General features: G+C 34.7%; 12 protein-coding genes and 1 pseudogene. All 13 read right to left on the bottom strand.

The features are described from left to right. Positions 1 to 112 precede the first annotated feature (112 nt). Positions 113 to 913 (bottom strand): transporter substrate-binding domain-containing protein, encoded by an 801-nt coding sequence (locus P7J58_RS10425; protein WP_408556305.1) that lies wholly within the window; start codon positions 911 to 913, stop codon positions 113 to 115. A gap of 171 nt (positions 914 to 1,084) precedes the next feature. After that, entirely contained in the window at positions 1,085 to 1,894 is an 810-nt protein-coding gene (locus tag P7J58_RS10420) for a transporter substrate-binding domain-containing protein (protein ID WP_408556306.1), read from the bottom strand. A gap of 200 nt (positions 1,895 to 2,094) precedes the next feature. Further along, positions 2,095 to 2,439 (bottom strand): annotated as a pseudogene (locus P7J58_RS10415) (8-oxo-dGTP diphosphatase); the annotation flags it as partial. A gap of 109 nt (positions 2,440 to 2,548) precedes the next feature. Next, positions 2,549 to 3,985: a recombinase family protein gene (locus tag P7J58_RS10410; protein ID WP_099810551.1), complete on the bottom strand. Its 1,437-nt coding sequence runs from the start codon at positions 3,983 to 3,985 to the stop codon at positions 2,549 to 2,551. Beyond that, positions 3,978 to 5,594, bottom strand: a complete 1,617-nt coding sequence (locus tag P7J58_RS10405; protein WP_029187294.1) for a recombinase family protein — start codon at positions 5,592 to 5,594, stop codon at positions 3,978 to 3,980. Before P7J58_RS10405 ends, P7J58_RS10410 begins: the two co-directional genes overlap by 8 nt. After that, positions 5,594 to 7,168 carry a recombinase family protein gene (locus tag P7J58_RS10400; RefSeq protein WP_029187295.1) on the bottom strand — a complete coding sequence of 525 codons (1,575 nt, stop codon included), beginning with the start codon at positions 7,166 to 7,168 and terminating at the stop codon, positions 5,594 to 5,596. The genes P7J58_RS10405 and P7J58_RS10400 overlap by 1 nt, the downstream gene beginning before the upstream one ends. Before the next feature lie 98 nt (positions 7,169 to 7,266). After that, a complete protein-coding gene (locus P7J58_RS10395) occupies positions 7,267 to 7,407 on the bottom strand; it encodes a hypothetical protein (RefSeq protein ID WP_032499446.1) in 141 nt (46 codons plus the stop codon). Positions 7,408 to 7,680: 273 nt separating this feature from the next. Further along, entirely contained in the window at positions 7,681 to 7,896 is a 216-nt protein-coding gene (locus P7J58_RS10390) for a helix-turn-helix domain-containing protein (RefSeq protein WP_024395821.1), read from the bottom strand. A 78-nt stretch (positions 7,897 to 7,974) separates the two neighbouring features. Then, complete coding sequence (locus P7J58_RS10385; protein WP_029187296.1) at positions 7,975 to 8,571, bottom strand: response regulator transcription factor; 597 nt, start codon at positions 8,569 to 8,571, stop codon at positions 7,975 to 7,977. Then, positions 8,552 to 10,126, bottom strand: a complete 1,575-nt coding sequence (locus P7J58_RS10380) for a sensor histidine kinase (protein WP_024394053.1) — start codon at positions 10,124 to 10,126, stop codon at positions 8,552 to 8,554. The genes P7J58_RS10385 and P7J58_RS10380 overlap by 20 nt, the downstream gene beginning before the upstream one ends. Positions 10,127 to 10,212: 86 nt before the next feature. Continuing rightward, the gene (locus tag P7J58_RS10375; protein ID WP_029187297.1) at positions 10,213 to 12,234 is read right to left on the bottom strand and encodes an FtsX-like permease family protein; all 2,022 of its coding nucleotides are present in this window, start codon (positions 12,232 to 12,234) and stop codon (positions 10,213 to 10,215) included. Between the two features lie 11 nt (positions 12,235 to 12,245). After that, positions 12,246 to 12,980 (bottom strand): ABC transporter ATP-binding protein, encoded by a 735-nt coding sequence (locus P7J58_RS10370; protein ID WP_024394055.1) that lies wholly within the window; start codon positions 12,978 to 12,980, stop codon positions 12,246 to 12,248. Positions 12,981 to 13,243: 263 nt separating this feature from the next. Then, on the bottom strand, positions 13,244 to 13,420 hold the full coding sequence (slmA, locus tag P7J58_RS10365; RefSeq protein ID WP_024394056.1) for a salivaricin M family lantibiotic: 177 nt from the start codon (positions 13,418 to 13,420) through the stop codon (positions 13,244 to 13,246). Positions 13,421 to 13,501 lie beyond the last annotated feature (81 nt).

Here is a 13,501-nt window from a genome sequence, read left to right as displayed (position 1 = left end):
TCAGATTTGGAGTGTGAAACACGAACAAATCTGCCAATCAACCACTGCGCTGAGATGTTGACACGAACTCTGAGAAGTGGCTTTGGACTTTTTGCCCAGCCTCTCGTTTCTCTTATTCAACACTTGTATATGTTGCAGCTTTCTCAAGGAAAGTATCAAACTCACCACTTGCTTTTACTTCTGCGATAACCTTGTCTATCGCAGTTTTTAGTTCTGTACTACCTTTTGGCAAAGCAATGACTTTCGAATTCTCATCAATCGTTGGAAATTCAACGGATGCAACGGCTAAATCTGAATTCTGTGAAACATAACCAGCAGCAACTGGAGAATCCATTAAAATAGCATCAACTTTTCCTGATTTGAGCTCATTTACAGCTTCACCCATCAAGGTTAAAGAAATTAGGTTAGCTTGACTAATATTTTCCTGTGCGTAAGCTTCCTGTGTTGACCCCTTTTGTACAGCGAGAGTTTTTCCGCTCATAGCATCAATTGAAGTGAGTGAATTGGCGCTATCTTTTTTGATAAGTAAGACATCAGCAATTTGATAGTAACTTTCAGAGAAATCAAAAACTTTTGCACGCTCTTCCGAATACGATAGACCAGCAATTGCAATATCAGCTTTGCCATTTTGAACGCTAGACAATACATTGTCAAAACTCATTGCTGAAACTTCAAGCTTGACCCCAAGTTCGTCGGCTATTTTTTGAGCCAACATCATATCTGCACCAACAACTTCATTCTTTCCATCAACTAGTGCCTGAAACTCGAATGGAGCATAGTCTGGACTAGTTGCTACAACCAAGGTTCCTTTTTCTTTAATTTTATCTAATGCAGATTGTGATGACGTCGAAGAACAAGCTGCCAATGTCAGTCCTGCTAAAACTGTTGCTGCTAATGCCAAGATTTTTTTCATATTTCCTAACTACCTTCTCTTTATTTTAATAAAATACTTATTCTAAAAAACACAAGCTTTTTGATTTTCATTGTATTTTCTTGCAGTTTTTCAGAATGTATTCTCATTTTAATTCATTTTTATACATTTGTCAAGAAAATATTATTTTTATTCACTTTAATTGTATAAAATTTAATTGTTAGCAATGGATAATTCATAGGCTTCTTGAACAAATTGATCCATCTGTCCAGATTCTACTAGTTTTGTAATGACAGAGTCAACTTTTTCCTTTAAAGCTGTACTTCCTTTTGGCAAGGCAATAGCATAGGCATCTGAATAGCTACTTTTTATCTCAGTATCCAAAATAACCAAATCATCATTTTTGGCAACATAGGCTTTCGCAATCGGCTCTTCAAAAATAACTGCTTCTACCTTCTGTGATTTTAATTGATTAATCAGCTCTCCGTTCGAAGCCAGAGCAATAACCGTGGAAGACGGAAGCTGTTCTTTAACGATTTGTTCTTGAATAGAACCCTTTTGTGCTCCTATATTTGCCTCAGCTAGAGAATCAAGCGATGTATATTGTACAAGATCCTCTTTATTTATAATAACTTTATTGGTTGAGGTGTAGTAAGGAATGGAAAAATCATACACTTTTGCACGCTCTTCAGTGGCTGAAATTCCTGAAATGGCAATATCCGATTGCCCTGACTGGACATTGTTCAAAACATTGTCAAAACTCATCGCTGAAAATTCAACTTCTACACCCAATTCTTGACCAATGGCTTTTGCAAGCTCGATGTCAGCTCCAACGATTGTATCTTTGCCATCAACCAGTGTTCTAAACTCAAATGGTGGAAATTCTGGATTCAATGCAACAATTAGTTTTCCCTTTTCCTGAACATCTTTCAAGGAAGTATCTTCTTGAGTAGCATTTCCACTACAAGCACTTAGGGTCATCGTTGCCAACAAAACCAATCCCGTCATAATATATTTTTTCATCATCATATTCTCCTTTAAAATAATCCTGTGCATACTTATACCGTTTTTTATATAAAACATCGGACTTCCATTGCAGTAAAATGCATATTTTTTCTCCTTTTTTGAAAGATAAAAACATTTTACGTTATTTTTATACATTTGTCAACTTATTTTTTTGTATTTTTATTCAAACAACATAAAAAAGAAGCTATTTCTAGCTTCTACCTAAAATTCCTATCCCACTCTCCATCTTCATTTTTTCTAGTATAAAAGAACTCGGACAAATCTGGTTCATCCATGACTTTCAGTATTTCTAGCAAATCATAGGCCAAATCCATCTGAGGCAGGTCCGACTTCTCGACCCAACGCACCTCGCCTTCTTCAGTTGATTGGATAGTTCCTGTAAACTCTGTTGCCTTATAGAGAAATACAATGTAACGATGCCCTTCCTTATCCGGCCAATGTTTAAGACCAACCAAGCGAGCATCAGTGACTGTTAAACCTGTTTCTTCTTGCACTTCTCTAACAACTGAATCATGGAAATTCTCGCCTTCTTCAATATGTCCCTCTTATGTCAAGTAACTGACACTATTTATTTACTAGATTTCACACTAATTGTATCACAAATCAACCTATCAAGAAAGAGACTTGATACGATTCAAGTCTCCTCTTCAACTATTTATAGATAACTGTAAAAAATCCGAGGCAGTCAACAACTACTTTTTCAATGTGAGTGCTAACTATTTCTTTTGTTAACCTATCATTACTCAACAACTGAAATGTATTAACTTCTTTCAGCTGTTCTTCTAAATTCCTAACAGTTTTGTCTATTACCATTTTCTTAGTAATGTAATCTTCCCTAGTCATCAGGCTATCCTTGTAGTCTTGGAAAAAGGATAGTTTTTGTCTCTTTAATCGCTCAATCTCTCTAAGAACTCTAGTCTTAGAAGCTTTTGGGCGGGACTTATCCTCCTCATACCCAAGTTTCTCCTTGATTGCTTGCTCAATCTTGTCTGCTCGGCATGACTTCATTTTTTCTCCCTGTCCTTTACAATAGCGACAGGAAAAATACTGATAACCTTGATGGTTATATGAACCAATCAAAGAATGGTCACAATGCTCACAACGAATCAGTCCTGTTAAAATGCTAGGAATTTTCGGAGGATGAGAGTGTTTTTTCTGGATAACCTTCTTAGCTTTTAATCGAGCAACTTGTTCAAATAGTTCTGATGAAATAATCGCTTCGTGATTGTTCTCAATCCGCTCCCACTCTGATTTTGGTCTGAAAACATGCTTCCCCCTTACATACGTCCGAGTATTAAACAGATAAGTTCCCTTATAGGCTTCATTCTTTAAAATTTGACCAACGGTAGTGCTACTCCAAACATTTCGTTTTTGCTCAGTTGTTAAACGGAGTGACTTTGCGTAACGTGCCTGACTGATTTGCATCTTTCGTTCTGCTGGAGTAATGACTTGTTCTTCATTCAGGAGTCGAGCAATTGTTTGGTAACTATTACCATCAAGATACAAGGTGAAAATCCGTCGAACAATTGGTGCAACTGTCTCGTCAATAATAATCTTGAAACGGTCCTCTGGATCCTTGAGATAACCAAATGGGGGCAACCAGCTCATGTTTTTGCCCGAGCGTTTCATGCTGTTCATCGCACTCTTAACCTTTTCAGAAACATCCTTGGCATAGAAATCATTGAGGAGGTTTCTAAACGGAACATCAATATCCAGTCCATTTTGTTCAGATGTCAAACTATCATATTGGTCATTTATAGCTATGAAGCGAACTCCGAGAAAAGGGAAAATATTTTCTAAATAATTCCCTAGTTCCAGATAATCACGCATAAAACGAGACAAATCCTTAACAATGATATGACGGATAATTCCCGACTTTACATCAGCCATTAAGCGTTGGAAAGCAGGCCGATTAAGACTTGTTCCTGAAAAACCATCGTCCACAAACTCCAAGCGTTCCCAATGATTAAAGTCTGATGACTGATCAAGGTACTGATTCAAAAGATAGCGTTGGTTGGTAATGGAGTTACTTTCGTCTGTCCCGTCCTCATCGACGGAAAGACGAAGGTATAAAGCCATTTTAGACATGGTCATCACCTCCCATCAGGCAGGTAAAAGTTACTATCACAGACTTATCCACTTCAACATCTATCCGTTCTATCACTTCATTAAGCAGTTCTGCCGTTAAAACTGATTGATTTTGGCATTTAGCAAGATGTTTAACCCAACTGACCTGCTGACTGTGTTTCTCCTCAATTTTCATCGCTAAAGCCTCATAATGGGCTATTTCTGTTGAGAGGGTTTCAATTTTTGAGGTAATCGTCGCCTTTTGAGACAAATAAGTCTCTCGTTCCTGAGCCTCAAGGCGGTAATTCAGATAAAGCTCGCTTTGCTCAGCTTGTAGACTAGCCAAAGTCCTTTGAAATTTTTTTATTTTCTTTTGGCAATCTCTAAGATATTCATTCCTCTTCATTTCTAATTTGGGCAATAAGTTTTTAACCGTGCCAAGCCGATTCATCTCTGCCTGAACCAAGCTCAACACAATCTTATCTAAGGCTTGTTCACTGATATAGACAGTTTGTTTCTCTGAAGGTGCTGAACCATGAAGATATTCCATAAAGTAATAGTAATCATACTCTGATTTGGAATTTGAGAAATGCTTACAGTACCTTCGCATTTGAGTTGATTGCCCCTTGACATAGATAAGCCCCTTATAACGATTAGTAGTACGAGGTTGAGTCTGTTTTCTTATGGAACGACGTTCCCTGATTAGTTTTTGAAGGGTTTGATATTCTTCTTTTGTAATATAACCCTCATGACAATCATCTACTTGAATAAAATCTTTTTCAGATAAAGTTTTATTATGCCGACGTTGAATGAGGCTACCATAAAACGCAGGATTTTGAACAAGTCGCTGAAGGTTCGCACTTTGCCATTGTCGTGTATCATTCTCTGTTCTATACCTTTCTCCTGTTTGGCGATAGGCCATTGGCGTAGCAACTTTCTGCTGATTAAGGTATTTTGTCACCTGGTTGATAGATTGGCCTGCCATTAACTTTTCAAAGACATCTACCATAACAGGTTGAACTAGTGCATCAATGACTAAACGATTACCACCCTCTCTTCTTTCTAACTTATATCCATAGGGAGCAAAGCCAGCGATGAAATAACCTTGCTTTGCTTTCTGAATATGACTAGCGGTAACTTTCTTTGAAATATCCTTAGAATATAAGTCGTTGACCAAATTCTTGATTTCCACTTCAAAGGATTTCTTATCTTCTAATCCGTTGAGTGTGTCTAAATTGTCATTGATTGAGATAAAGCGAACCCCCATAAAGGGGAATACTTTGTCAATCAGTCGTCCCATCTCAATGTAGTTTCGACCCAAGCGGGATAAGTCTCGAATCAAGATACAGTTGATAATCCCTTTTTTGAGGTCTTCCATCATGTCCTGGTAGGCAGGTCGATTAAAGTTTGTCCCAGAATACTCATAGTCGATGTAACACTTGGTTACAAATAGCCCCCTTTCCTTGGCAAAGTTCCTAGCCAGACTTTCTTGCGTTTCTAAGGAGTGCGATTTGTTTCGCCAACTTTCTGTACGTTCATTCGACAAACGAATGTAAATGCCTGTTCGATAGGTTTTAAGAGATAACCCTTCTTCTGTTTCCTTACGGTAGCGGTTCTTGGTACGTGCCATTAGACCACCTCCTTCTCTCGATGAGAAAACTGCTGGAGGACTTCGAGTTCTGCCATATCATGAAACACCAAGGTCAGCTCCTGATTTTCGTGAATGACAATGCGGTCAAGCAAGGAAACTAGAGTGAGGCGATTGAGCTCTCGGTTATTTTGTATGGTACTCAACTGGTCTAACCACTTCTCCTTATCCTGAAGTTTATCATACAGGATTTGAGCTAACTCTTTCTTTTGAATGATTGTGTCTTCAATTTGATTTAGTTTTTGGCGATAGCATCGCTGAAACTCTTGGTATTCTGTATCATTGATCAAACCGTCGTCTAAATCCAAATACAAGGACTGGAGCAACTGTTCGTACTTCTTGCGATTCTCAAGTAGAGAAGTAAAATCGACTTCCAAAAACTGTTCTTGATTAACATAATCAGGAACTGCTTTAATCAGATAAGACTTCCAGTCAAGATGTTGATGAATAAAGGTCGATACTAAGTCAAGTAATATCACTTGCTTGACTGCATGGCGACTACATCCTCTTCCGTTATTGTAGGTGCTACAAATATACTGAACAGTCTCTTTATCCTTGTAGCGGAGCTTTCGTTGTACAAGCTGAGCTTGACAGTCGCTGCAAAATAATAATCCTGCAAATAGGTCAGGCAGCTTCTTCCCATGTTTGACATCTCTGAGTAAGAGATTATTAGCAAGCTCAAACGTACTTTTTGAGATAATCGCCTCATGTGTATCATCAACTCGTACCCAATCTGCTGGATTCACAGCTACAGACTTTTGTGACTTGTAATTGAGTTTGGTTTGCTTCCCCTGTTCCAAACTACCTGTATAGACACGATTTGTCAAAATACGATTGACCATTTTCGTGTCCCACTTGTAGTTATGACCATGAAAACCTTTAATCTTTTCTTGACAGGCTTTCTTACGTTGTAGAGGCGTTTCTACCCCAGCTTGATTAAGAAACCCTGCAATAGCGTTTGACGAATATCCCTCTAATTTAAGAGTAAAGATTTTCTCAATAGTAGGGCGTACATTCTCATCAACCACTAGATGATTCCGTTGCTTTTCATCTTTGCGATAGCCATAAGGGGCAAAAGCTCCAATAAACTCGCCCTTTTGTCGTTTAGCTTTTTGAGTGCTTCGAACTTTGGTTGAAATGTCTCGACAGTAGCTATCGTTAATTAGACTTTTAATGGGCATAACCAAGTGTGTTTCATTTGTATCAGCAGTCATACTATCATAGTGATCATTAACCGAGATAAACCTAACTCCCATAGCAGGAAAAATTCGCTGAAGGTATTTCCCAGTCTCAATATAGTCACGACCGAAGCGTGACAAGTCCTTAACAATAATAGTATCAATTGTCTTATCATTCACCATAGCCATCATACGGTTAAAGTCAGGGCGGTTAAAGGTTAAGCCACTAATACCATCATCCATAAATTCTTCTAAAATGGTGAAATCATGATTTCTGGCATAATCTCTCAAAAGTGAGCGTTGGTTGATGATGGAATTACTTTCCACATTATCCCCATCATCTCGTGATAAGCGTAAATAAATACAGGTTTTTGTCATATGTATCTCCTTAATCAGTATTTAGGTGCTTACCGATTAAGGATTGAGGTTCTACAACTCTATTTTACATCATTTCTAAAAACATGTCCGCTAAAACCTCAAATTTTTTCAAGCTTTCGACCTAATAAATCATCTAAAATATCCGTCAGACTAAGTGACTTATTCGTCACTTGCACCGTCACCTTATAACCCTCAATCACAACCTGCGGTAATTCCGCACCTGTTTGTATTTTTTCCATAAACGTTTTTCCTTTACTTCAAAATATTGACCTCAGTGGGAAGAACTGGTTAAGTCCTACATGGGGATTGCACCCGCTGTCCTTTCTCGATGGCAGCCTGAACGTTCAGAAGTATCATTATCCTCATTTGTCTCATGGCAGATAGGTAACCAACCTATTTTATAGCCGATAATTCTCGCTCATCTCACGGCGTACCAGGCTAAATTGCTCCACAAATGATTAAAGTCCCACCTTGGTTTATTCAGTTGTCAATGAACAAACAAGGAGAGACTTCTATTTTTGTATTCTTTTACGAAAATCTGTTAGATGTAACAAATAATCCGTGCTCACACTATAAAGATTTGAAAGCTTAATCAAAATATCTACTGGCAATTCTCTGGTGCCACTTTCTATTCTAGAATAAAAGGATTGACTACAACTCAAATAATTTGAAATAAACTCTTGACTATAGTCAGAATCCTCCCTCAAATCTCTTAGTCGCCTATACATTCGTTCACTCCTAATGAAATTATAATTAAGATTTGAACGAATCTTAAATTTTATGCCAAATTGGCATAACAGATAATCCTACTCTGGAGAGAAATATCCTAAAAGTTCTGCTTTATGGATTGCCTCCTGCCTATTATTAACACCTAGCTTTGAAAATACATTTGCCAAATGATTCGAAACAGTCCGTTTGCTTAAAAATAAGGTTTCACAAATCTCATCAATTGTTAAACCATTTCTGACCGATTCTAACACTTCTATCTCTCGTTCAGACAAGATATCCACGATTTCTTCTACCGAAAAATACTTTTTTCCACTATATATACCTTTTAATTGAGTAAGAAGCTTATCTGGATCGATACTTTTATCAATAAAAGCATAAGCTCCCATCTTCTGAGCTCGATATTCATAAATTTTTTTGCTATATCCTGTTAAAATAACGATTTTAATACCTCGTTCTTTTTTTATCATTTCTTCTGCCAAGGCTAATCCATCTGTTTCATAAATACTAGTCAAATTAATATCTATCAAAATGATATCGTATCGACTATAATCAATATCATCTACTGATTGAAAATTTTCAATTAAATCAACATAATCAATTGTTTCTGATAGCTCTAAAATCATTTTTATGCTCTGACTAAACAACTTGTGATCATCAATTAATAAAATTTTCATAGCATAACTCCTTATCTATTGGTAATTGGATTTCTACTTGAAACATAGCATCCATTGTCTGAATTTCTATTGTTCCACCTAAAACACTGACACGATTTTCTAAATTCTTTAACCCATACCCAAGATGGTTACTAGAAATATCATAATCATTTTTACAAGATAAATAAATAATATCGTCAGATACAGAGAGAGATAACGAAATAATATGGCCTGACGAATATTTAACAGCATTGGTCACTAACTCTTCAATAAAGCGATAAAGAATCTTATCATACGGTTCCATTAGAAAAAAATCAGACTGAAAATCTGTTTCAACTTTTTTCATAGTCTCATATCTCCTCAATATTCTATCAATTAATGATGTATATTTTTTAGTTAACTCCTCATTGCCACTACTCATTGGTTGATAATAATCCATTCTCTCTCGGATACGTTGAACTAGTTCATCTGAGACATATCCAATCTGAGTTCTAAACTTCTCATCTTCTCCATATTTATTAAAATTTTTAATAGCCATCACGCTTTGTAATACTTCGTTATGAAGAAATTCTGCGAATTGTTGCTCTATATCTTCATTAGCTAACAAATTCTTCACCATCTTATTTCTTTTCAAAAATAAAACTTCTAAATAATCTTTTGCACCCGTTAGCCGCTTACCTCTAAATAATCTAATAAATTCTTCCGTTAGAAATCCAACTATCAGCACAAGTAAATTAAAACAAATAAAACTTTGTTTTAAGTCTAGCCTTACAATAATAAATGTAGTAACCAAAAGGATACTTACCCCCAGTAGTACTTTTAAACTTGCCTCAATATATAATAGTTTCAACTCATCTATCTTTTTTTGAAAACTCATATAAATTGTTTTCAAGTGGAACGCAACAAGTACCAAAAGAATTTCTACATACCATAAAAAGTTTAAAATACCAATATCAGTCGTATTAATATATAAAATAATATAAGTAACTGGTAGGAAAAATGAAAGGAAGGTTAAATTTTTCCTCTGGTAATTTAAAAAAGATTTCAACTCTTTTTTATACATCATTAACAGAATAATAGGTAAGTAAGAAATGAAAAATGATGTAAATATAGATAAAAATAAAAAGAGGGGCTTGCTAAAAAAATAAGATATCTCTGTAATAATTATAACAATAAAAGTTACAAAAAATAGTTCCTCACCTATTTTTTTACCTAACAAAATAATAGATACTGAACTATAAACTAATAGAAAAGAATTAATGGGATGAAGTAAATCTAAAAAATGGAATAATGTGTGTTCAACATTCAAATTCAGAGCCAATTGCCAACTAATTAAAAATAGCGATAGTAATAGCCACAACTTCAATTCACTATATTTAAACTTTAAGAAATTACAAATGTAAGTAGAAATAATCAACAAAATAATAAAAACAACTGCAAATTTTTGAGTAAAAGTTGATGAAAAGTCAAATGGAATTTGAAGGTATATATAAATCATTAATATAAAATGATTTATTAAAGTGATCCACCATAACAATAGTGAGTTATCAGAAATATTCTTTAACCACGTCTTCATATTTAAAATTTCCTACTATGATTTTTTATTATCATTATATCACAAAACCAGAATAAGGATAGCTAATATCCTATTCTGGTTTTCACTCATCGGGTCTGATTACTAGCCTTTAAACAAACTTTATAGGTAAAATAGATATAAACTGCAAATAAGCCAATCATAAACAATAAATATTTTGCATCAATGACAACTGTCGTATTCGCGAAATTTTCAAAGTAGCCTAATAAGCTGTTACTAAGTGAATAACTCAATGGAACAGCTATTAGCAACGGGATTAGAAAATAGGCAAGAATCTGTTGAAAAATAATTTTTTTATTTTGCTTTCTTTGATTTCCTAGTAAATAAAGTATATTGTAATCATTAACGCTTTCTAATGCATTTGTAGAAGCCTGCAACGACAGAATACTCAATGTGATGACTGTAAAAATAACTCCCACAAAAATTAGAACTAACACAATGACTCCCATAAATCCTAGATATAGTTCTGCTGATCGAACTTTTGTTTGATATACAAAATCAGATTGATTTCCTTCTTGATCCGTAAAATAATAATTTTCAATCCAGTTCTCTAAAAATGATTCAACATTTCGTTTATCAATCCCTTTTTTATATAAGGCTACATAATGTAAACTGTTAACAGTCAATTTTTTCGCTACTTTATCAGGAACGATCAATGTCCCTCGATCATTATTTTCTACTGTAGTAACAAAATAAACATTTTCCAAAGCACTTTTAGAACTTGACCTTAACTTTACACCGGAAACAGTCAATTCGTTATTTTTAGAGAGAAATTCCCTAATCTGCTTCCTAGTGCCTTTATAGTTTGCATTTATTAAAAATTCATTGTCTGACAAACTGACTTCTTTTTTCCCTTGAAGTCTTAATAAAGAATTGTAATCAGTAAGCGAAACAATATTAACGAACGAATCTCCTAATTCTTTATCTAAATCCCATAAATTGCTTGTATCAATAATATCTTTATAAGTCAATTCACTTATATAAGTTGGATACTCAAACTCTTTATCAATAATCGAAAAGTCAAAACCATCTTCTTTTAACTTACTCTTTACATCTATATTGTTATAATGGTATTTTTCTCCCTTAAACATCTGCACATCAATATCATAAGGAATAAATTTATTTAAATCATTACTCAATGAACTGTAGGCGCTACCACTAAAAATCAATAAGCTAGTTGCTAATGTCAAGGAAAGCGATAATACCGATATAGTCACCGAATTACGATCTGCCTGTTTAGATAGTTGTCTGAGTTTAAATGAATTATATTTCTTGAAATACCAATTTGGCAATGAATAAGTTAAGCGGATCAAAGAATGGCTTAATGTACTGTAAAAAATAAATATAACTAGTACAAACAGTGTTATAAGTAACATTCCCCAATTTCTAAGAATTGAAATATGAGTATAGTCTGATAGATAGACACATCCAAAGCAAATAACTAGTGCCGATAAGATAAATAATAGCACTTGCCACTTTGTTTCTCCTTTCGAAAAAATAGAACTTTTAACACCATTTTCTTGAATAAGAGAAATAATAGCTTGCTTTCTAAAGGTAAATATGTCCATCACACCAATAATTACACTTGTTGCTAAATATGATATTCCTAGTAAATTCACTGATTTCATGTCTAGGAAAAACATATTACCAAAATAATTCCCCATAAAAAAATTAGAGGCAATATGTGCTAGAACAATCAGTACTCCTAACCCTAAAATAAATCCTGCAAGCAAAGCAAACAGATTAACAACCATTGTCTCACAGAAAAGCGTTCCTACAATATGACGTTTTTTCATCCCCAATGTTGCGTATAGACCTAGCTCTTGTTTTCTTCGGCCTAATACGAAACCAGTGGAGTAAACAACTAAAAAAGCAATTGTACTCAATACAACGTAAGATAATAGCCCCATATATTGTGTCATAATGGTTGTCATCATCTCCTTAGCACCTGATAAACTTTGCATGACAGGATGATTTGGCAAAGCATTAAATGCATAGAGTAGACTATAAATTAACGTCAAACTAAGAAAGTAAACTGTGTATGTCTGTAAATTTCTTTGAACATTTCTAAGAATTAATTTTGGATACATCTTACTTCTCCTTATCGTGTATGTTTATAAATTTCTTGTAAATATTCTTCATTTGATAAAGAGTGGCGGTACATATCTGCTGTAACTTGCCCATCCTTTAACAGAATAATCCGTGATGAATACTTAGCTGCTGCTGGATCATGTGTCACCATTAAAATGGTAATGCCAAAATCTTGATTAATATCTTGCAGAAGAGCCATTAAATTTTCTGAGTTAGCCGAATCTAAAGCACCTGTTGGTTCATCTGCAATAAGCAGTTTAGATTCGTCAATTAGAGCACGTGCAGTTGCAACACGCTGTCTTTGTCCTCCTGATAATTGATTGGGAAATTTATTTCGTAATTGACCAATTGATAATTTTTCTAGGATATTTTCTATTTTTAAATGACAATCAGAAACTTTTTTTCCTTGAATCTGTAACGGTAAGACAATATTCTCATAAACTGTTAAAGTTTCAACTAAATTATAAGATTGAAAGATATAGGAAATATTTTGTGAGCGATAGTTTGCCAACTGATTATCTGTTGCATTGATTATATCAAATCCCTCAAAGGAAATATCACCTGACGTCGGCTTATCAATTGTTGAAATACAGTTTAACAAAGTTGTTTTTCCACTGCCGCTTGCTCCCATGATAGCAAGAAATTCTCCTGTCTTTACAGAGAGATTAACATCCGATAAAGCATGAACTAGACTATCTCCCTCCCCAAACTCTTTATTTAAATTTTTTACAACTAATTGTGACATAAGTATTCCTCCATTTCTATTTTACAAGACTATTATAATCAATCTGTTCTTTAATATCATGAGTAATTCGTGCATAATCTCTCTAAAGACAAGTAAAAAAGCCATAAACTAGTATGGCTTTTTAAATATACATCATTTCCGTTCTTTCCGTTTTTTCATAACGTAGACGACACCAATAATGGATACTCCTAAAATCAATACGGGAGCATAAAACTCAAGTGTTCCAATAATTCCTTCCATCTTACCCTCCAATCTTGTTCATTCTATCCACAGCGGACATTTGGTGATGTACATTCATAAGAAAAAGTGAAAGCCCACCCACAGCGACCTTGACTAGTCATTCGAACTGCAGTTCTGAATCCAGCTGCGGAATTACCTGATAGTTCTTGATTGTCAATTTCATGACGCAAGCTATCAACTTCTACATAATTTTCTTTCATTTTGTTCCTCCTCGTAAAATAAGTTTATGGGGATTTTTCAACCCCAAATTTTTAACAATTGTAATAACATTAACTTGACTA

Origin of the sequence: Streptococcus suis (assembly GCF_046032535.1) — a bacterium.
Lineage (GTDB): Bacteria > Bacillota > Bacilli > Lactobacillales > Streptococcaceae > Streptococcus > Streptococcus suis_AK.
This window is presented reverse-complemented; position numbering and strand designations above follow the sequence as displayed.